Annotated in this window: 24 protein-coding genes; 2 read left to right on the top strand and 22 right to left on the bottom strand. The window is 43.6% G+C overall.

The window, feature by feature from the left end:
- Positions 1–3: 3 nt before the first annotated feature.
- From VB077_RS16535 to VB077_RS02500, 4 genes are all read right to left on the bottom strand, one after another.
- Positions 4–351 carry a GNAT family N-acetyltransferase gene (locus VB077_RS16535; protein ID WP_416337014.1) on the bottom strand — a complete coding sequence of 116 codons (348 nt, stop codon included), beginning with the start codon at positions 349–351 and terminating at the stop codon, positions 4–6.
- A 280-nt stretch (positions 352–631) separates the two neighbouring features.
- Positions 632–1,180, bottom strand: coding sequence for a hypothetical protein (locus VB077_RS02510; RefSeq protein WP_323413638.1), 549 nt, complete (start codon positions 1,178–1,180; stop codon positions 632–634).
- 115 nt (positions 1,181–1,295) lie between these two features.
- Positions 1,296–1,526 carry a DUF2164 domain-containing protein gene (locus VB077_RS02505; RefSeq protein WP_323413637.1) on the bottom strand — a complete coding sequence of 77 codons (231 nt, stop codon included), beginning with the start codon at positions 1,524–1,526 and terminating at the stop codon, positions 1,296–1,298.
- Positions 1,527–1,684: 158 nt separating this feature from the next.
- On the bottom strand, positions 1,685–2,716 hold the full coding sequence (locus tag VB077_RS02500; protein ID WP_323413636.1) for a GntG family PLP-dependent aldolase: 1,032 nt from the start codon (positions 2,714–2,716) through the stop codon (positions 1,685–1,687).
- Positions 2,717–2,842: 126 nt separating this feature from the next.
- Between VB077_RS02500 and VB077_RS02495 the strand changes: the two genes are divergently transcribed.
- Entirely contained in the window at positions 2,843–3,043 is a 201-nt protein-coding gene (locus VB077_RS02495; RefSeq protein ID WP_323413635.1) for a hypothetical protein, read from the top strand.
- Positions 3,044–3,054: 11 nt separating this feature from the next.
- Positions 3,055–3,423: a type II toxin-antitoxin system PemK/MazF family toxin gene (locus VB077_RS02490; protein WP_323413634.1), complete on the top strand. Its 369-nt coding sequence runs from the start codon at positions 3,055–3,057 to the stop codon at positions 3,421–3,423.
- Here the strand turns inward: VB077_RS02490 and VB077_RS02485 are convergent.
- From VB077_RS02485 to VB077_RS02400, 18 genes are all read right to left on the bottom strand, one after another.
- Complete coding sequence (locus tag VB077_RS02485; RefSeq protein WP_323413633.1) at positions 3,377–3,820, bottom strand: hypothetical protein; 444 nt, start codon at positions 3,818–3,820, stop codon at positions 3,377–3,379. The genes VB077_RS02490 and VB077_RS02485 overlap by 47 nt on opposite strands.
- 349 nt (positions 3,821–4,169) lie before the next feature.
- Positions 4,170–4,586, bottom strand: a complete 417-nt coding sequence (locus VB077_RS02480) for a hypothetical protein (RefSeq protein WP_323413632.1) — start codon at positions 4,584–4,586, stop codon at positions 4,170–4,172.
- Positions 4,583–4,804 carry a helix-turn-helix transcriptional regulator gene (locus VB077_RS02475; protein WP_323413631.1) on the bottom strand — a complete coding sequence of 74 codons (222 nt, stop codon included), beginning with the start codon at positions 4,802–4,804 and terminating at the stop codon, positions 4,583–4,585. Before VB077_RS02475 ends, VB077_RS02480 begins: the two co-directional genes overlap by 4 nt.
- A gap of 157 nt (positions 4,805–4,961) precedes the next feature.
- Positions 4,962–6,626: a ribonuclease J gene (locus VB077_RS02470; protein WP_323413630.1), complete on the bottom strand. Its 1,665-nt coding sequence runs from the start codon at positions 6,624–6,626 to the stop codon at positions 4,962–4,964.
- A 110-nt stretch (positions 6,627–6,736) separates the two neighbouring features.
- A complete protein-coding gene (gene efp / locus VB077_RS02465; protein ID WP_323413629.1) occupies positions 6,737–7,294 on the bottom strand; it encodes an elongation factor P in 558 nt (185 codons plus the stop codon).
- A 67-nt stretch (positions 7,295–7,361) separates the two neighbouring features.
- Positions 7,362–8,420 (bottom strand): Xaa-Pro peptidase family protein, encoded by a 1,059-nt coding sequence (locus tag VB077_RS02460; RefSeq protein ID WP_323413628.1) that lies wholly within the window; start codon positions 8,418–8,420, stop codon positions 7,362–7,364.
- Positions 8,421–8,628: 208 nt separating this feature from the next.
- Positions 8,629–9,249, bottom strand: a complete 621-nt coding sequence (locus VB077_RS02455; protein ID WP_323413627.1) for a LysM domain-containing protein — start codon at positions 9,247–9,249, stop codon at positions 8,629–8,631.
- Positions 9,250–9,274: 25 nt separating this feature from the next.
- A complete protein-coding gene (locus tag VB077_RS02450; RefSeq protein WP_323413626.1) occupies positions 9,275–9,712 on the bottom strand; it encodes a hypothetical protein in 438 nt (145 codons plus the stop codon).
- Between the two features lie 66 nt (positions 9,713–9,778).
- Positions 9,779–11,185: a hypothetical protein gene (locus VB077_RS02445; RefSeq protein ID WP_323413625.1), complete on the bottom strand. Its 1,407-nt coding sequence runs from the start codon at positions 11,183–11,185 to the stop codon at positions 9,779–9,781.
- 33 nt (positions 11,186–11,218) lie between these two features.
- The gene (locus VB077_RS02440; protein WP_323413687.1) at positions 11,219–11,974 is read right to left on the bottom strand and encodes a prepilin peptidase; all 756 of its coding nucleotides are present in this window, start codon (positions 11,972–11,974) and stop codon (positions 11,219–11,221) included.
- Between the two features lie 56 nt (positions 11,975–12,030).
- On the bottom strand, positions 12,031–12,543 hold the full coding sequence (locus tag VB077_RS02435; protein WP_323413624.1) for a type II secretion system protein: 513 nt from the start codon (positions 12,541–12,543) through the stop codon (positions 12,031–12,033).
- A 16-nt stretch (positions 12,544–12,559) separates the two neighbouring features.
- Positions 12,560–13,789 (bottom strand): type II secretion system F family protein, encoded by a 1,230-nt coding sequence (locus VB077_RS02430; RefSeq protein ID WP_323413623.1) that lies wholly within the window; start codon positions 13,787–13,789, stop codon positions 12,560–12,562.
- A 49-nt stretch (positions 13,790–13,838) separates the two neighbouring features.
- Positions 13,839–14,876 carry a type IV pilus twitching motility protein PilT gene (locus tag VB077_RS02425; RefSeq protein WP_323413622.1) on the bottom strand — a complete coding sequence of 346 codons (1,038 nt, stop codon included), beginning with the start codon at positions 14,874–14,876 and terminating at the stop codon, positions 13,839–13,841.
- A 17-nt stretch (positions 14,877–14,893) separates the two neighbouring features.
- On the bottom strand, positions 14,894–16,669 hold the full coding sequence (locus tag VB077_RS02420) for a GspE/PulE family protein (protein WP_323413621.1): 1,776 nt from the start codon (positions 16,667–16,669) through the stop codon (positions 14,894–14,896).
- A 17-nt stretch (positions 16,670–16,686) separates the two neighbouring features.
- Positions 16,687–17,172 (bottom strand): hypothetical protein, encoded by a 486-nt coding sequence (locus VB077_RS02415; RefSeq protein WP_323413620.1) that lies wholly within the window; start codon positions 17,170–17,172, stop codon positions 16,687–16,689.
- Positions 17,076–17,585: a type II secretion system protein gene (locus VB077_RS02410; protein WP_323413619.1), complete on the bottom strand. Its 510-nt coding sequence runs from the start codon at positions 17,583–17,585 to the stop codon at positions 17,076–17,078. The genes VB077_RS02415 and VB077_RS02410 overlap by 97 nt, the downstream gene beginning before the upstream one ends.
- A 30-nt stretch (positions 17,586–17,615) precedes the next feature.
- Entirely contained in the window at positions 17,616–18,032 is a 417-nt protein-coding gene (locus VB077_RS02405) for a hypothetical protein (RefSeq protein ID WP_323413618.1), read from the bottom strand.
- Positions 18,033–18,035: 3 nt separating this feature from the next.
- A complete protein-coding gene (locus VB077_RS02400; RefSeq protein ID WP_323413617.1) occupies positions 18,036–18,380 on the bottom strand; it encodes a competence type IV pilus major pilin ComGC in 345 nt (114 codons plus the stop codon).
- Positions 18,381–18,875 lie beyond the last annotated feature (495 nt).

The following is an 18,875-nucleotide window of genomic DNA, read 5'->3' as shown; positions in this document are numbered from 1 at the left end:
ACTCTATGTCCGTTCAAAGTTAAATAATTCCCCTACCGTGGTAAAACCAAACCACTTGTAAAAGGATATTGCCTTAGTATTTTCGGCATCAACAAATAACTGTACCGTTTTATCGGAAAACCGATTGAGTACGATTTCTAGGAACTGCGTTCCAATTCCTTGGTTCTGCCAATCAGGTAAAGTACTAAACTTGGATATTATGAAGTGCCGGTCCGTTACTCTTTCCAAGTTCATCGAGCTAACTGGTTTTCCGTTGTCAATTACTGTAAAGTGTTCGCTGTCAGAGAATTGCTCTGTATAAATGAACAATTGGCGATTGGTATTACGTAATGGAACCGAGTCAAGGTTCATTGCTAACACTAGATACCGTGAGGTTTCAAAATGGCTAGGAACGAGTCCATTGACTTCTAAAGTAAAGGCAATAGTAGACTCGATATCATAAAAATTGTGGTTGCTGCAGAGTTGAGTGAACCATTGTAAGCAATATTCTTCTTTCCCCCTAACCGTAGCGATCTTCTCATGGTACCATTGCCCAACTAGGCCGACCACCTGGCCAGAGGCGACGGACCATCTTTCATATTGGCTCAGACTTGTCATTTAGACCAATATTAAGCCTTTTAATGGATGTTAGCTAAAAGTTTGTATTGATCCGTACGTTGATGTGTTTTGTGTCAAGAACCTTGCCCACATCCGATAAAATCTCTATTTCAAAGGCAGGCCCGTCGGACTTATCAAGAAAAGTAAACCAAACACGATCATTATCATTACCCACTATCTTAGCTTCCTTCGAGTTCTTATGTTCCGTATCAGTTATTTTGACAGCTGCAATTTGTTCATTGCTGATATCACCAATTAGCATAGGAAACGGAGTTCCAGAAACAGCCTGGAAGTACTGTCCTGAATAACTGGAAAAACCGCCTCCCCATATCCATTTCCAGCCCAGCAACCCCTTTTTCACATAGCCAGCATCAATTGTGTTTGTATTTCCGGTAATACGCTTTGTAAAAACAACTACGCCACCGTTAACTTTTTCCTGGTAAATTACTTCGCCTCCCCTGCGCCCAGTTTTCTCAATTGCCCCTTCGATAGTTTTATCGCCCCGGTTCAAATGTGCCCAGTAGCCGCCACTTACAAGAATTAAAAGTACAACCGCACCAATAAACAAGGACTTTCTTCTCATTCATATCCCTCACAATCTATCTCGCAAGCAATCGGGACCCCAAATTCTCTAACAAACATACCGACTTCTGCTAAGCTTGCATAATCATTAACAACTCAAGAAAGAATTAAGAAGGTTAATACTTCTGAATTCCTAATAAATCTTCAGTTCTTTCACTCATATATTTGTATGAATCATAAACACCTTGATTATATGCATGAGGCGCTAATTTCTCCATGAAAAAATCAAGAATAAAACTTGCTGCAAGATCCCCTAAATCTTCATCTCTTTCTTTTAAAAAATATGTTTTTATGGCCAATATCATATCTTCTCTTGCTTCTTTATTTAACTCTATTCTATTGGACATCATTCTTCCTCCCTTGATAAAACCATTTTCAATAAAGTTTTTCGATGGTAGTCCGCCGCATGATGCTGCGGAACTATGAGCGCCTAAACAATTACTCCATTACGCCATACAAGAAAAAAGTAAACCAATCCTTTAATGTTGGAATCAGCTATCATTCATCATAGTATTTTCTTTATTGCATCAATTGTTTCGTCAATATCACTAGCGGTAATTCCCCAGTGAGTTACTAGCCTACACGTCGTTGGGTCCACAACTTTAACTTTAATACCATATTCTTCTAAAGATGTAGCCAAGTATAAAGCATCTTTCCCTACACTTTTAAGATTGATTTGAACAATATTAGTCAAGGTCTTCTCCACATTAACTAGATTCTCATTAAATTTTGCAAGTTCAATAGCTAAACGTTTTGCATTTATATGATCATCTTCAATCCTGTCAATCATGGTTTGAAGTGCGACAATACCGGCTGCAGCCATATGACCGGGCTGTGCCATTCCACCTCCAATTCTCTGCCTTACTCTCCGCGCCTGTTCAATGAAATCTTTTGTCCCTAGCAGAATGGCACCAACGGGAGCACTTAATCCTTTACAAAGAGAAAATTGCATGACGTCGATGCCTTGGCATAAGAGTTTAGGCTCAATTTTCAAAGCTGTTACAGCATTAAAGATTCGAGCTCCGTCTAAATAAACTAGTAAATCATATTTATGTGCCAACATCGATATCTCCGACATATACTCTTGAGATAGCGGTATGCCAAGATTTAAATCGTATGTATTTTCTAGACATAGAACCCGTGTGATAGGCAATTGAAGCCCACGATTTCTAATAGCTCGTTGAACATCATGTAAATCAAACTGTCCGTTTGAACTTCGAAGAGGTCTGGCCTGAACTCCAGATAGAGCGGCTAATCCACCAGATTCCATACTATAAATATGGGACTCTTCACCTACTAAAACCTCATCTCCACGTTGAGTAGAAGTCATTATTGCTATTTGATTTGCCATTGTAGCTGAAATAGCAAATAGTCCAGCTTCTTTTCCAAACATTTGGGCACTCATATCTTCCAAATATTTTACTGTTGGATCTTCACCAGCAAAATCATCTCCGACTTCAGCATTTGCCATTGCCTGACGCATTTCAGATGTAGCTAATGTTGCCGCATCACTTCTATAATCTCTGATTGAATTCATTTGTGCCCCCAAAAATTAAAATTTCTAACTTCTCCATTTAATATACCTTATGATTCCATTTTATATCTTCTAATTGGCAAATCATGGGCATACTACTTATTGAATGAGTGTTTAGAAGGTGATATGATGGACAATAAAGAGAATCATTTTGAAAATAAGGAGGGGGAAAATTTGAGTGCCGTTGCGAAAGAACAAGGCTATAAGAAATTATCCCTAACCCCTAAAAAGTTAGAAAAGGCCACTGTACAACCTATTAGCATTAAGGATGGAAAATTGTTATTTGACAAAAACAATAAAGATCATCGTTACATTGTTGAAGGAGAATAATGTAATCGACAATGTATGACTTTAGTATAGGTGAGATTTACTGGATCGAAGTTGGATATGAGGATTCTCCTGAAGAATCAAAGGTCAGACCTGCCATTATAGTTAGTGAAGAGGATGGGGCCATATTGATTTTGGTTGCAACAACGTCAGTGCCACCACATGATCCTCCGAAATATTATGACCAATTCAAAATCCCAATTCTCAATTGGCGTAAAGCTGGATTACTAAAACCTTCTTGGGTGCAAGGCTATAAGCTAATTCCTTTAATGAAAGCAGACTTATGTAAATTAGTCAAAAGAGATGATTTCATAGGAAGAATGCCGGAATTGGATTTTAATTTTTTAGTAACTGAAATTGAACAGATTCAAAATAATCGCTAGACCCCTTGTTACGGGGTCTATTTCTGTTATATCTATCGATATTTTCCTTAAACCTTCGAAATGCACCACTCCCTTTAATCGAGTCGTACATGAGGCGAGACAGACGTTCGTTATCTAGTGATAAACAAAATCTTTCCATAATTTCATACTCGTGAACATCAAATTTTGAGGGTAACGGGATAAAGTGATCCTCTTCCAGAATTTCAATTGCTATTCTAATATTCTCATGCTGCCAGTTCGGAAATTTTTCGACTGATTCCTCGCTTTCGGCCGCACGAAAATCATCATCTGAAATTGCCACAATGTCACCGGTTTTGGTGTTTAGGAATGATCGAGTGTCATCGAACATTATCTCTAGTTCTGCCACTATGTCGTCTAACTTAACAATTATATTCACTGAAATCAAACCTCTTTTCCGGTAAGTAGATATCTTTTTCTTTAAATTTTAACCTAAAACCAGAAATCATAAAAGAAAAACTACGATAGGCTACCTGTCGCCTAACGTTTAGGAATTCCCGAAAACGTTATTAAGACTGAGTATTTCAGATAATGTTTTGAGGGTTTGCGATGTCGGTTTATTACCTTACCTAATATGTTCTACCCTGATGTCGCAAACCCTCCGTTTTCCGATGCCGTACGCCCCAAGGTCCTGAGGCCGTCATGGATGGCGGCCTTTTGAGCCTTCGTTCATTTAAGTGCACAATATAAGAACATTGTAAAAAAAACAACCTCTGATTATGCCCATTTTATTCGTGCTTTTCATAATAAATGTTCACCGATATTACCGTAACAAATAACACTGTAAAATAGGCGGCTGATAATATAAGCCAATTAAGCCAAAGTTGGTTTTTCGTTACCGCATACATAACCATAGACGTTAGAACCATAATGTAATTAATGGCGTTAATAATTTGCAATACTTTGTGTGATGTTTTTAAAATAATATATTGATCTCTCTCATCATTTGCTGCAGTAATATCTTCCTTTGATGCAGACCTTGAAAGGCTTCTTTTTATCTCTGTAATCGAAAATAGGAATACTAAAGGGAGCAATATACCCATTTTCAGAGATAATCCCTTTAGAATAACTGAAACCAATCCAATTATACATATTATTAAAAATATAATACCACTGATAAAGCCTTTCTTATTATAAATCATCATAATTTTCTATCCTCCAATTCCTGTGTTTCTTTCAAGCAAAATAATTCTTCGATATTAGTATTAAATACTAATGAAATCTTATATGCCAGTAAAATAGACGGGTTATAAATTCCCTTTTCCAATGAAATAATTGTCCTTGATGTTACATTGACTTTATCCGCCAATTCTTGCTGAGTCATTTTTGCTTGCGTCCGATATTCTTTTAATTTGTTTTTCAATTATTCTCCCTCTTTTTTTAGTGAAGCAAACTTCACATGAAGTACACTTCATATAATAACTCAATTTTTACTTTTGTCAAACAAAAAATAGCAGGCTGTATTTCAAGCCTGCCGAAGATTATAATTTTTTACGGTATCAAAATAATTACGACACCCTTTAAACTTGCAGAAGAACGGGCAGAATCATGGGACGACGGCGCGTCTTATCCCAGAAATAGTTGCTTAGGCTTATATGGAGCGCTCCTTTTAATACTCCCCATTCCCAGCTTTCTTGTCGGAGCTGGTTCTCGATAACTGTCATTGCCGCGCTTTTGGCACCATCAATTAGATCGTTAGCCTCTTTCATAAACGTGAACCCGCGCGAAATAATATCCGGACCTGATACGATTGTATTGGGAACGCCTTTCCCTTTGGTTAAAACAACAACGACGACAACGACTCCGTCTTTTGCTAATTGCTGACGGTCTCGGAGGACGATTTGGCCCACGTCGCCAATGCCTAAGCCATCAACATAGACACTTCCCGCTTCAACCCTTTCCCCTATCTCCATTTTATCCGGAGTCAAAACGACACGCGTTCCTAACTGAGTAATAGGAATTTGCGCTTCTTCATACCCCAGCAATTGACCAATCTTGCGGATAGCGACTTGGTGCCGAACTTCCCCATGATGAGGGATCAAAAATTTCGGCTGAGTTAAACGGATCACAAGCTTAATCTCTTCCTGACACGCATGGCCGGAAACATGGACCTGTCCTAATTCTTTAGTTACAACTTCCGCTCCGATTTGATACAAATGATTGATCGTTCGTCCGATCAATTTTTCATTCCCGGGAACAGGGGTTGCCGAGATAATTACCATATCTCCGGGTACAACCTGAACTTGACGATGATTTCCGGTAGCCATTCGTGTTAAAGCGGCAAAGGGTTCGCCTTGACTCCCCGTTGTCAGTATGAGCAGGCGAGAGGGGGAAAGTTCCTGGATATCGCTGATATCAACCAGCATATCTTCCTCAGGCAGATGCAGATATCCTTCCTCTTGGGCAGTGCGAACAACTTGTTCCATGCTTCGGCCGACCACACTAACTTTTCTTTTCAATTCTGCTGCTGCATCAATGGCCTGCTGAATACGATGAACGTTAGAAGCAAAAGTTGCCATGATAATTTTCCCCTCGGCACGTTGAAACCATTCTCTTAGGGTTTTGCCGACGACCCGTTCGGACATAGTCATCCCCGGGCGCTCTGCATTCGTAGAATCACAGAGGAGAGCCAGCACTCCCTCCCGACCCCATGCCGCCAATTTTCCCAAGTCCATTTCTTGACCATCTATGGGTGTATAATCCACTTTAAAATCACCTGTATAGACAACCCTGCCTACCGGAGTCAATATGGAATAACCGACAGCATCGGGAATGCTATGGGTAACGCGAAACGCTTCCACTTCGATATCTCCGGCTTTGATGGGGCGGCCCGGTTCAAGCACCCGATACAAGGAATCCGGATACCCGCCGCGTTCCTGAACCTTTGCCCGAACCAGTCCTAAGGTCAAGCGAGTTGCATAGACCGGAACCTGGAGTTTTGGCAGGATAAAAGGCAAGCCTCCGATATGATCCTCATGCCCATGAGTCACAAAAATGCCTTTGATTTTTTCCCTATTCTTTTCAAGATAGGTGATATCCGGAATCACCAAATCAATGCCCAGTAATTCATCATCCGGGAATTTTACCCCGCCGTCAATGACAACAATTGAATCCTCATATTCAAAAACAAGCAAGTTTTTCCCAATCTCGCCTGTTCCGCCCAAAGGAATAATATTTAATTTCATCAAAAAAACCTCCACCGAGTAGCCTTCTAATCTATAGAAAAAGCTTACCCCGAAGGAGGTCTTTCAATTCGTAATGCTTATAATTTTATTTAACCGAGCTAATCGCTTAGTTAAGCACGTTGAACATAGTTGCCTGTACGGGTATCAATAATCAGAACTTCACCTTCATTGACAAAGAACGGAACCTGAACAATCGCGCCTGTTTCCATTGTTGCGGGTTTCGAACCGCCGGTTGCCGTATCCCCTTTAACGCCGGGTTCAGTATGAGCAACGGTTAATTGGACTGTATTTGGCAGATCAACACCAATAACAGTTCCATTGAAGAAAAGCACCCCTAAATTCATGTTTTCCTTAAGCCATTTTACACCGTCCCCGATTTGCTCTGCAGTCAGACTGGTTTGTTCATAGCTCTCATTGTCCATGACATTAAAAAGATCACCGTCTTTATAAAGGTATTGCATGTCACGACGTTCAACATGAGCCGTTTCAACTTTTTCGCTGGCATTGAATTTACGCTCAGTAACTCCGCCGGTCTTTAAATTTTTTAGTTTGGTACGAACAAAAGCAGCACCTTTTCCCGGTTTAACATGCTGGAACTCAACAATGGTATAAACATCGCCATCAATTTCAATTGTTAAACCTGTTTTAAAATCGCTCGTAGAGATCATATAGTCATAATCCTCCTAAATAAAAATATGTTAATCTTATCTTGTCCCATTTTAAAGCAAAAATTTTTCACTCAATAATAATGAACTCCTTTGGCGCTTGTGTCAAGACCTCACAGCCATTTTCCGTAACAACAGCCATATCTTCGATGCGAACGCCTCCCCAGTCCGGTATATAAATTCCGGGTTCGATTGTAATAACCATACCCGGTTGGAGAATTCGTTCCTCCCGCAGATTAAGATTGGGGTTTTCGTGAATAGCCAGCCCAACCGAATGCCCTAAACCATGCCCAAAAAAGTCACCATAGCCGGCGTCGGCAATGATTCCACGCGCCACTGCATCAACTTCCCTGCCGGGAATTCCCGGTTTAAGCGCAGCTATTCCGGCCTTTTGAGCCTTCAGGACGATCTCATAAATTTCCTGCTGCTTTTCGGTCGGTTCACCGAAGCAAATGGTTCGCGTTATGTCTGAACAATAGCCTTGATAAATTGCACCAAAATCCATCGTCAGGAAATCACCTTGTTCAATGGTTTTAGTGGTGGCAACCCCATGAGGCATGGAAGAACGTATGCCTGATGCTGCAATAAAGTCAAAAGAACCGCCGCTTGCGCCATTGCGCCGCATCGCAAATTCAAGTTCCAAGGAAATCTCTGCTTCCGTCTGTCCTCGTTCGACAAACTGCAGAATATGGGCAAAAGCATCATCGGCAATCTTAACCGCTTGACGAATTTTTGCCAGTTCCTCCGTATCTTTAATCGCACGCAGCTCTTCTAAAATCTTGGATTGAGAAACCAGCTCTGCCTGAGGCAATGCTTCTTTTAAGTTCAAGTAGTCTGCATAGGTCGTAAATTCTTCCTCGAATCCGACTCTTGCCGCCTTTTGGCCCAATTCCGCAAGGGAATTGTACATATTTGAGATCCTGACCACCTGAAAATTCGGAGCTTGTTCTGTTGCTTGCTGTATGTAGCGAAAATCCGTCAGCAAACAAGCTTTTTCAAGTGTAATGAACAACATTGCACTCGTTCCGGTAAAGCCGCTCATATAGCGACGGTTTTCCGGGGAAGCAATGATAAATGCATCTAACTTTGCTTCCTGCATTTTCAAGCGAATTCTTTCAAGACGACTCATGCAATTACCCCTTTCAAACACATAATGAAATTTTATCATAATTTTGCCGTTAAGACTAGTTTCCCTTATTTTTGACGAATAAATCAGGGGCTATCGCAAAACAACCCTTATTCGCGCGCATATAATTATAGACTATTGCAAAAGACCCGAAACTACACGACCATAGGTTTTGTGATAGACCCTGCTCGATTATTCCCTTATCTCCGGATTACTTACGAAATTGAATCGGATTAGTCTGACGAATATCGAAACCCAGTTCCTGCGTCTGTGCCAGCGGATTTTGCTGAGGTTGACTTTGCCCCGATATTTGCGTAATTGCGGACGGAGACGGAGCCGCAGCTGTACTAGCCACCCCTGTTGTTCCTTGTGTTCCTGTTGTCCCTGTTGTTCCCGTTGTTCCTCCCTTTTCGCTCATCAATCGTGGGGAATGCACGATATCAACATTGCTGATCATAATTTGAACCTCGCACGGACCTTGCTCCCCCTGAGGCTGGATTTTATGGATCTCGGTCCTTGGCACAATTAAATGGACTTCATGGGGAACTTTACTTTCCCCAATCCGCTTGATGCGAAATCGTACCCCTTCGATTTCCATTTCAACCTCATCCATTTTTTCACCGGCGTATCGGGACCCCTCTTCACCACTGATTTCCGCATATTGTTCGCGCGCATTAGGCGTATTTAATTCCGGCAGAACAACTTTTTGGCCAATTTGAAGGGTTAAAGGATTTATTCCGGGATTGGCGAGAATCCAATCTTCACAGGTTCCCCCAAGCCGTTGGGCCAGTTGATAAAAATTGTCTCCCCGCAGAATTACGTATTCAGGCATTCGTTCGCCCCCTCTCTCTTCCATATTATGGTCGATTGAGTTTGTTTGGTTCATAAAAATATATTTTTAGAACCGTATCTCCCCCTTCGGGATTAAGGCGAACCTCCTGAATATGAATGATTTGATTGGAAATATTCTCAAGACGCTGAAAAGCGTTTTCAATCCCCCTCCAGCTTCCGCTCAGTTTAAAATGAAAAAGAGCATAACTTAATCCTGCATCCTGCTCATCAAGTACTTCCCGGCTCTCCGTTTCGATCCGGTCCAGGTTAACGGTAAGCACTTGTACATTTTCCTCCAGAAATACCCGCTGACAAGCTTCAATCGTTGTGGGCAGCTCCATCAACGTCGGCATCACCGTCTCTTGAACCTTAGGCCTTTGAAGTTCAAGTTGGGCTTGCCACTGACTTTTCTCCAGATTCAGTTCGCGAATTTTAGCGTAACTCGGCCAGCAGACCAGGCCCATCAAACAAAAAGCCGCGCCCGCAATTACCCAATATTTAAGGCGGGTTTTCTTTATTTCCAGAACATATCACCTCACAGCCGTTACCGTAAAATTGATCACCGATGGCTTTTCTTGACGGTATTCACGTAGCTGAACCTGCCGCCAATCTTGGGCATACAACTCCGTAAGAAAATGTTCCAGTTGGCCCGCCTGTTTTGCCGTTCCCTGCAGAGTTAAGATCGCTTCTTTGTACTCCAGGCGCTCAAAGGCTATCCCGTTACCTTCCAGCTCTTGAAGCAATTTCAATGAGGCCGGAATTTCTTGACTTAATCCTTTAGTTTTCTTCCAAGCATTGACTAGATTATTTTCATTTCGTTCCTGAGCCTGTTGACTCAGCGCTCTATTTTTGATCCCCTCAACTTCTGTTTGCAATATCTTTTGTTGATTTTTCCCGTAAAACCACAATCCCGAGGTGCATAATAGGGAGAGTAGAATTATTCCAACCATCATTCGTTGTTGACGGCTTTCTTTTAACTTCATCAGATATTCGGAAAGGAGATTAACGTTTTGAGTTTTCCCCTTTGATCCGCCTTCAAGCGCTAAACCCAGACAGGGCAGATACGGAAAGATTACCTCGGGACGATTCTCTCTCCAAGGCCACGCCCTTGCTATTTGTTCAATGGATACTATCTCGGTCATCGAAGTGAGCCCGGGAAATTCAGCGCCAACAATACTCTTTGCCAGAAATACTGTACTCTTTTCCCCGCTGATAAAAATACGGCTTATAGAAACATCTGAGCTCATCAGACCAAAAATACGGCCGATTTCACTCACCCATTCCTTGGCATCACCCTCTGCGGAAGCAGGAAAAAATCGTGTAATCTCCGGAAGAATTCCATGATACAGAAGGACTTGGATTCCTCCATTGGTCTCGCTTAAATAGAGATAATGCTCCTGAGGTTTAAGACCTAAGGCATCCCCAAAGGCTGCCGCCGCAAATTGAACTTTTGCAAGCTTAAAGCCCGCCTCCCTAAATGCTTGAAGAATATCCTCGAATATAGACCGACGGGTTGCACCCAACGTAACTCTCAGCCTGTTTTGCTTCTTGTCTGCCTCGGTAACAAGATAACCGGTGACTTGATTATCCTGGGGAATCGGCATTTCTTCCCTTGCCAGATATTGAATTGCCGCTTCCCGATGCTTTGGTGCAATCCAGGGAAGAGAATATTCACGAATAAATCCATTGACCAGCGGTATCGCAAGCCATGTTAGTGTATTCTCGGGAATCTTGTGGGCAAGTCGTACCTCCTTTAAGAGCTCTGTTAAACGTTGGAGCTGTACTTGACCGTGCTTAAGCCAACCTTCAGGAATCGGATAGGAGTCATACTTGACTTGGTTCAGATTAACGAGCTGACCTTTCCTTGTTTCCGGAAAGAAAATGAGCAGATGTAATTCCCGTTCGCTCAATTCAAGGCAAACCTGCATCCTCGTCATAAACCCTCACCCTTTACGCTGTTACTCGTGCACTTAGATCAGATTAAAAAATATTTGGAGCAGCCAATCCCCGCCAAATAAGGTTGCATATGTTCCGAAGGCAAGAAACGGTCCAAACGGGATTTGGGCCCGAAATTGCCTGCCGCGAATGACCATCCAAAGGAGACCCACGATTGAACCCGCTAAACTCGCTATAAAAAGGGCCAGCAGGATTTTAGGAAATCCCAAAAAAGCTCCTATTCCCGCAATCAGTTTGACATCCCCGAGCCCCATTCCTTGGGGATAAAGCTTCGCGATCAGCCAAAAAATTCCCCCTGCCCCGAGGGCTGTCACCAGGCTTTCGCCGCCGGATACCTCCATAGGAAGAAGAAAAGAAGAAGCAATCCCGAGGAAGAGCAGAGGAAGGGTAAAAACATCCGGCAAGCGCATCGTATCCCAATCGATAAGGGCTAAGACCAAAAGAACGGCCAACATCGTAAAGTGAACACCGAGTACAGGGACGGACTCCAAAGGATTTTGCCAGGCCCAAAGAAAAAAAAGCAAGCCTGTCAGGAACTCTACCCCGGGATATCGCCACGAAATTTTGGCACCACAGGAATGGCAGCGTCCGCGCAGAACAAGAAAACTCAAGACAGGGATAAGCTCCCAGGCTTTTAGGACATGTTTGCACTGAGGGCAGTGGGAACGCGGTTTTACTATAGATTCCCCCTGGGGTACACGAAAGATGACTACGTTTAGAAAACTGCCGATAATCAGTCCAAAAACTCCCCAAAATAAGTTCATCATCATTTCATCCACATCTTTTACCTCATATCTATATTTTTCTATATTTTTCACATCAATTTTTAGTTTGATGATGTCCATAGTACCTCATCTAACTTAGAGTTGTAAGCCCGCACCTCTGCACCTGATCCATCAGCGGAAAGGTAAATCATAATTAAATTTGAGGGAGTCGAAGAAGCAGGAATCAGCCCATCTTTTCCGAGAGCAGCTACACCAAAGCCTTTTTGGGCATCGTCTGTTTCCTGCTGAGTTGTCCTTGCGTCAAGTTTGGTAATATATTTAGGAATGAATTTTGCGGCAGTTACTGTACCGTTAGATGCGGAAAACTCCTTTGCTATCGGGTATATCCCGTTTTCCACCTGGTAGCGGTCTAAGGCAGTTTTTACTTGGTGAGCCGTGGCTATATCCGCATTTTTGCGGGCGCCCTCCGAGCTTGAACTTATTTTAGGTATGGCAATCATCGCTAAAACGGAAATAATCACAACCACCATCAGAACTTCAACCAGCGTAAACCCTTGCTGCTTAATCTTTGCTTGCTTGTTTTTTGCGTGTTTGTTCTCCTCATGCGTAATCATTTTCTTCCCCCATTTTCTATTGGATCTTCGTTCCTATATCAAAGACGGGCATCATTATTCCAATAGCTATGGCCCCGATGATTGCTGCGATTCCGATGACCAAAACCGGTCCTAAGACAGATGTTAATCGTTCCATTTTTTCTTCAAGATCCTGACGCAGCATCTTGGCTAAATGCTGAAGAATCGTACTCAACTGACCGGACTCCTCTCCAATCGACCAAAGCATTGCGGCATCGGGCGGAAAAAAAGAATCAGAACGAAATAGCAGTGAAAGGCGTCTTCCTTCACGGGCAGCAAAGGTCAGTTCTCGAATTTTTTCTTTCATCGAAGGCAGGCGAACCGTTTCCTGAGAGAGACTCAGCGCATCAACAAGGGGAATACCCGCCTCCATCAATGTACCCAAAATTCTAAAAAACTGAACCTGGTCACTTTGTTTGTAAAGAGAACCCCACAAAGGAAGACGCCCCAATAAATCAAAAGCCTTACCCTTCCATTTTTCAGCATACTTCAACTTTAAAAGAACAACGCCTCCCACACAACTCATCAATATCAAACCGAGGCTAAAGGGAATCCAGTGTGCCACTGCAAAAATGACCCGGGTCATAAGCGGCAGTGAGCTGTCCAGGTTGCTAAAAACTTGTTCATAAACAGGCAAGACAAATTGACTGAGGGCAAAAACAACGGAAAGGGCCATAAGAAAGAGGAAAGCAGGATAGGCCAAAGCCCCTTGAATTCTCCGCCTAGACCGGTATTCCTCTTCCAAATCATGCGCCAGTTGAGTCAAGATAACCGGTAATTTTCCCGCGTGTTCCCCTGCTCGAATCAAGGCTCGAATTGCCGGAGTGGGGTGGGGATTTATGTAATTCAAAGCTTCGGAAAGATCCATTCCGGTTTCAATATATCCTCTAACCTCTGCCCAATTTGTCTGCCGGCCTATCCTTGACTTTTTCTGCTTTTGAATAGCCATTAAGTCGAGCGCGGAGAGGATGGGGACGCCTGCTTCCAGAAGCATCCCTAAGCGGTGGCAGAAATTGGCCCAAAATTGAAGAGAATTTCGCTGCTGTTCAAAGATAGGGATTGAGGAAATAATCTCAAGCAATCCTTTGGAAGAACGGATCAGAATGGGGTAGTACCCTTCGAGAAATAATCGTCTTTGGATCTCCGTTAAACCTGTACCCTGCCATGTTCCCTGAATGATCCGGCCTTCGGCATCTGCCGCCTTCCAGAAATATTCTCGGACTTTCATACCACCGACTCCTCTTGTATTCCCGTACTTCCTTACTTAGAGTATGGAATTACCGTCCCATAGCTTGCAGCTTTTCTTGAGCTAATTCAGCCGTAATTAAGCCCTGCCTCGTTAAATCTTGAAGCGCTTTTTCCATCGACTGCATTCCTTGCTTTCCTCCTGTCTGAATTACCGTAGGGAGTTGATGAGTTTTTCCTTCACGAATTAAATTACGTGCACCTTGGTTAACCCGCAGAATCTCAAAGGCGGCAATTCTCCCTTTTTTATCTGCCCGCGGCAAGAGCTGCTGGGCTACGACACCTTGCAGTACAGAAGCAAGCTGAACCCGAATTTGTTGCTGCTGATGAGGAGGAAAAACATCAATCATCCGGTCTACAGCCTGAGTCGCATCATTAGTATGGAGTGTGCTGAAAACCAGGTGTCCCGTTTCCGCCGCGGTTACCGCAGTGCTAATGGTCTCCAGATCCCGCATTTCCCCGACAAGGATTACATCCGGGTCCTGGCGCAAAACCGCACGAAGAGCATTGGCAAAGGAAAGAGTATCATTGCCGATCTCCCGTTGGTTGACTAAACTTAAACGATGCTGATGAAGATATTCAATCGGATCCTCAATCGTCACAATATGCACAGAACGCGTCCGGTTAATATAATCAATCAACGAAGCCAGTGTCGTTGACTTACCACTGCCTGTCGGCCCCGTTACTAATACCAAGCCTTTTTCAAGTTTAGCCAATTCAATACATACGGGGGGTAAACCCAAACTTTCCGGCGTAGGAATCGTAAACGGAATTATCCGAATGACGATACCCACCGAACCCCTCTGCCGAAAGGCATTCACCCGAAAACGCCCTACTCCGGGCAGACTATATGAAAAATCAAGCTCACCCTGTTCTAAAAAGTGCTGCGCTTGATGCTCATTCATTAATGAGTGGGCAAATTGATCCAGCTCTTGACGAGAGAGCTTTTCCTCGCCAATGCGAGTTAAAGCTCCATCAATCCTTAAGACAAGAGGACTTTCGACTGTCAAGTGAATATCGGATGCTCTATGTTCTACAGCTAATTGAAGTAACGAATCAATAGTTATCATTTTCTACACCTTTCTTTTTAAGGACTAGACGCCGTTGCTGAGCTCCAGACCTCTTCTAATGTTGTCATCCCTTGACTGACCTTATCCAAACCATCTTGATTTAAGGGAATCATACCTGACTTTAAGGCGGCGCGTTCAAGTTCAAGTGCGCTCTTGCGCTCTAAGACTATATCCTTGATCGCTGCATCATAAAGAAGCAGTTCATGAATGCCGATCCGCCCTGAATATCCTGTTCCCCGGCAGCGTGCGCAGCCCTTCGGCCGGAAAACCTCTCCGAAGGTTTCATCAAATCCGAGTGATACGCGTTCGGACTGGCTTAACACATAAGGCTCTTTGCATTCATCACACAATTTTCGGACTAAACGTTGAGAAAGTACCCCGCGAATCGCCCCTCCCAATAAATAAGGCTCAATTCCCATATCGATCAGCCGGGTTATGGCCTCGGCCGCTGTGTTCGTGTGCAGTGTCGAGAGAACCAGGTGCCCCGTCAAGGCCGCAGCAGTCGCGATTCTCGCCGTCTCCTCATCCCTTATTTCTCCGATCATAATCACGTCGGGATCTTGTCTTAGAATCGCCCTTAATCCTGCGGCAAACGTAAAACCGATATGAGGCTTTACTTGAACATGGACAACGCCGGGCAAACTGTATTCGACAGGATCTTCAATCGAAACAATGTTGAGCTGTTCCGAAGCCAACTCCCGCAATAGAGCATAAAGCGTTGTCGATTTACCGCTCCCCGTCGGCCCCACCACGAGGATGATGCCATGAGGCTGTTTAAGCAGCTGCCTCATTTTTCCTTCAACTTCCGGACTCATCCCCAGCTGCCGCAACGAACGCTCTGCTGTATCCGGATTGAGCAGGCGGACAACAATCTTTTCCCCATAAACCGTCGGCAGCGAAGAAAGCCTCAGATCGATTCGATTGCCGGAAACCGTTATTTCTGTTCTTCCATCCTGAGGCAAGCGCTTTTCGGCAACATCCATACGGGACATCACTTTTAAGCGAGCAATTAGGTTTCGGGCAACCTCCATCGGGAATTTCTGCCGTGTCTCTAAACGTCCGTCGATCCGATATCGAACGATAAATTGATCTTCATACGGTTCCCAATGGACATCACTGGCCCCAAGTGAAACCGCTTCCATGAGCAGGGAATCCACCAAACGAACAGTCGGCGCATCAAAGTCAATACTTTCACGTAAATATAATCTTCCCTCAGAAAGCTCCCGGTTCATGGAGGCTTTTTGACTCGAGGTTAATTGAGCAACAGAGTTTTGGACCGTAACATACTTTCGAATCGCTGCCTCAATCTCATTCGAATCGGCGAGGAAAGGTTCAATCATGTATCCTGTTAAAACTCGAATATTATCCAGCACCTGCTGATTACCCGGGTCTGCCATAGCAACCTGTAAGCGATTATTCTGAAGCTTAAAGGGGATCAAGTGACAACGCCAAGCCATCTCCTCCTGAATTTGTCTGGCAATAGCCGGGTCAATTTCGACTCCGGTCAGTTTAATCAAAGGCACACCTAAATAAGCGGCCAATGCTTCGAGCATTTCCTCACGTTTTAGGAAGCCTTCCTTAACCAAACATTCTCCCAGACGTTGTCGTGACTGCTGATGAATTTTTAAGGCTTGCGAAAGTTGACCGGAGTCAATTTTACCGTGATCGAGTAAAAACTTGCCAAAGCCTCCTTCCACAGCATAATGTCCGATTCGCTCGCGAACTTCTAATTTTACGTCCACATTTTCCCAAGATTTCTGTTTCTTTTGATTATACCAGTCTTTAATACTCAATGCAGTTGTTGAGTAACCTACTGATAAATTTCTTGGTATTGAGACATAACCCAACGGTTTTGATTCAGGGTGTCAGGCGACAAGAAAACACGAATCTTCCGGCGGGCTAAACCCACTTGAGTATCAGAAGTTACCCAGTACCCCCCTTCTCCCACCGTAACATTGATAATGACTGTTTCTTCCCCGATCGTCTGTTTGCCGCCGGTAAACAGAGGATCCTTGATCAGCTCTGATTTTGCCCACTCCAGTCCGCCCTCGGCAATGTAGACCGCCTGACGGCTTTGGGCCTCCCTTTTGGCCATTCGATTCTCAGTCTGGGCTTTGAGATAGGCTTCTAATCCAAAAGCAGAAAATGTCGTAAAGAGAAGAAGAATAAGGAGTGTTGCAAATCCCTTTTCCTGATAACTTACGGATCGGCAGGGGGAGGAAAAGCCCGTTGGCGGCTTGATCCCTTCCAGTTCACCGTTTGCCGGCCAACTTGTGCTTGAAATGTTACAGTCCACAATCCCGCCTCCCCTTTCGTACAATTCCAACTGATCATTCGGCTGGCTACCGGATTCGGTACACCTTTATGTTCGATATACAAATCCTTAATCCCGTCGTAATCCTTATCGGCAATGTAGTATTTATCTGCACTTGCCCCTTCTCCCCAAGGCAAGATGCTTAAAGTCCCTTTATTATCCCATTCGACAGTCTGCGCTCCTCGAATATCATCAAGCACAGTCCGTCCTGCATTCAAAACAGAGAAGTGAGCTTCCATCCGATCTTTTACTTCTTGAGTGACACGCCACTGATCCACGAACAAACGCAGAGAAAACGATAAGATTATTCCGATAACCACCAGCGTCACCAGCACCTCAGTCAAGGTAAAACCATGCTCTGCTTCTTTTCTTTGAAACTTTCCAGCGGTGTCCATCCTAAATTTGCACTCCTTAGCTCAGATGGCTTACTCTACGTAAAATAACGTTGTTAATCCATAGGTCGTAAGGTGACCTTTTTTCGGCCAGGTCACTTCAGTCGTAACTTTCAAGAGGACATTTTCCAACTCCCATGCGGATGATATACTCCATTGCAAGCCATTTTTCGTTCCTTGGACTTTACCTCCGGGAATGCATTGACCTTCGGCAAAGTTTTCAGACCAGGGCCGAGCTGAGAGCTGTTCCATTAATTCTTGAGCCAAATTAGCGGCCTCGGTCGTTACTAAAGCTTCCCGAGAATTTTGAATTGCTCCTTCCGTTAGCCCATAAAGTGCGGCAAAGCTCATCGTTAATAGGAATATCGCAATAAGGGCATCGATTAAAACAAACCCGCTTTGATATCTTCTTTGCCCCCAATGCCCGCTTTGCTCTCTTTTACTCAGCATAGATCACATCTCCACTTTTCCCTTGGCATTCAGGGAATAAGGCTTTCCATTGCGCTGGATCGGGATTTTATCCAAATAGGGGCCTCGCCAACTGTGAACCTCGGGCGGGGCAGACAGCAAATCTTCTAAGCAGCCGGGAAAGGCTCCGGTATCCAAGCGATAAAGTTCCGCAGCTCCCTCAATTCGCAAGCGGTTTGCTTGCTGGGCTTGTTCCTTGGAGGATAGGATTGCCGAATCATAATGAGGTACAACTTGGGCGAGTATCATCCCTAAGATTGCGACTGCCAGCAATACTTCGATCAGGGTAAATCCGCACGAGCCTGATTTTGAACTTCGTTTATTTCTCATAAACACCTCCCATTTCCAATTCTTCACTCCTTTCGCTTTCCGCAAATTGTCTTGTTCAAGTATTCAAATAGTCATCTTTCGACGTTTGCCCTATTATTTCAAGTAATCCCGTCTATCATTTTCTATATTTCACTATTCTACCTAACCCTTCTTGTTTTCCTCTATCCCCCGCGGTCTTTCGACACAACTTGTCTTGTTCTTTTTGCATAGGATATAGTCTCTCGATATTAAACATTTTTCTATAGCTTACATCACTCTTGTGTCGAAAGATCATTCTCACTGCGTGAACTCGACAGCTAAAGCCCAAAAGAAAAGCCCATACAAACCTTTAATATAAAAGGATCTGTATGGGGTATATCGGGGATTTTTATCTTCGATAATCATCCAATAAAGTGCTAGCTATTGAGCGGTAGCCCTTATATCTCAAAGATATTGGAATAGAAATGCACCTAGAAGAGTATATACTCTGATTATTTTTCGTTTCTTTTCTTGTAG

The sequence above is a fragment of the Desulfitobacterium sp. genome, from assembly GCF_034927245.1.
In the GTDB taxonomy this organism is placed as follows: domain Bacteria; phylum Bacillota; class Desulfitobacteriia; order Desulfitobacteriales; family Desulfitobacteriaceae; genus Desulfitobacterium_A.
The sequence above is the reverse complement of the archived record's forward strand: the minus strand, read 5'-3'. Positions and strand labels throughout refer to the sequence as shown.

Excerpts from the sequence above, each read along its gene's own strand:
- VB077_RS02425 (WP_323413622.1), bottom strand. The coding sequence starts at position 14,876 with ATGATAACTATTGATTCGTTACTTCAATTAGCTGTAGAACATAGAGCA.
- VB077_RS02450 (WP_323413626.1), bottom strand. The coding sequence starts at position 9,712 with ATGGGCCTGGTCTGCTGGCCGAGTTACGCTAAAATTCGCGAACTGAAT.
- VB077_RS02500 (WP_323413636.1), bottom strand. The coding sequence starts at position 2,716 with ATGAATTCAATCAGAGATTATAGAAGTGATGCGGCAACATTAGCTACA.
- VB077_RS16535 (WP_416337014.1), bottom strand. The coding sequence starts at position 351 with ATGAACCTTGACTCGGTTCCATTACGTAATACCAATCGCCAATTGTTC.
- VB077_RS02490 (WP_323413634.1), top strand. The coding sequence starts at position 3,055 with ATGTATGACTTTAGTATAGGTGAGATTTACTGGATCGAAGTTGGATAT.
- VB077_RS02505 (WP_323413637.1), bottom strand. The coding sequence starts at position 1,526 with ATGTCCAATAGAATAGAGTTAAATAAAGAAGCAAGAGAAGATATGATA.
- VB077_RS02495 (WP_323413635.1), top strand. The coding sequence starts at position 2,843 with ATGGACAATAAAGAGAATCATTTTGAAAATAAGGAGGGGGAAAATTTG.
- VB077_RS02410 (WP_323413619.1), bottom strand. The coding sequence starts at position 17,585 with ATGGACACCGCTGGAAAGTTTCAAAGAAAAGAAGCAGAGCATGGTTTT.
- VB077_RS02480 (WP_323413632.1), bottom strand. The coding sequence starts at position 4,586 with ATGATGATTTATAATAAGAAAGGCTTTATCAGTGGTATTATATTTTTA.
- VB077_RS02405 (WP_323413618.1), bottom strand. The coding sequence starts at position 18,032 with ATGCTGAGTAAAAGAGAGCAAAGCGGGCATTGGGGGCAAAGAAGATAT.
- VB077_RS02430 (WP_323413623.1), bottom strand. The coding sequence starts at position 13,789 with ATGAAAGTCCGAGAATATTTCTGGAAGGCGGCAGATGCCGAAGGCCGG.
- VB077_RS02435 (WP_323413624.1), bottom strand. The coding sequence starts at position 12,543 with ATGATTACGCATGAGGAGAACAAACACGCAAAAAACAAGCAAGCAAAG.
- VB077_RS02400 (WP_323413617.1), bottom strand. The coding sequence starts at position 18,380 with ATGAGAAATAAACGAAGTTCAAAATCAGGCTCGTGCGGATTTACCCTG.
- efp (WP_323413629.1), bottom strand. The coding sequence starts at position 7,294 with ATGATCTCTACGAGCGATTTTAAAACAGGTTTAACAATTGAAATTGAT.
- VB077_RS02510 (WP_323413638.1), bottom strand. The coding sequence starts at position 1,180 with ATGAGAAGAAAGTCCTTGTTTATTGGTGCGGTTGTACTTTTAATTCTT.
- VB077_RS02460 (WP_323413628.1), bottom strand. The coding sequence starts at position 8,420 with ATGAGTCGTCTTGAAAGAATTCGCTTGAAAATGCAGGAAGCAAAGTTA.
- VB077_RS02445 (WP_323413625.1), bottom strand. The coding sequence starts at position 11,185 with ATGACGAGGATGCAGGTTTGCCTTGAATTGAGCGAACGGGAATTACAT.
- VB077_RS02470 (WP_323413630.1), bottom strand. The coding sequence starts at position 6,626 with ATGAAATTAAATATTATTCCTTTGGGCGGAACAGGCGAGATTGGGAAA.
- VB077_RS02440 (WP_323413687.1), bottom strand. The coding sequence starts at position 11,974 with ATGATGATGAACTTATTTTGGGGAGTTTTTGGACTGATTATCGGCAGT.
- VB077_RS02455 (WP_323413627.1), bottom strand. The coding sequence starts at position 9,249 with ATGCCTGAATACGTAATTCTGCGGGGAGACAATTTTTATCAACTGGCC.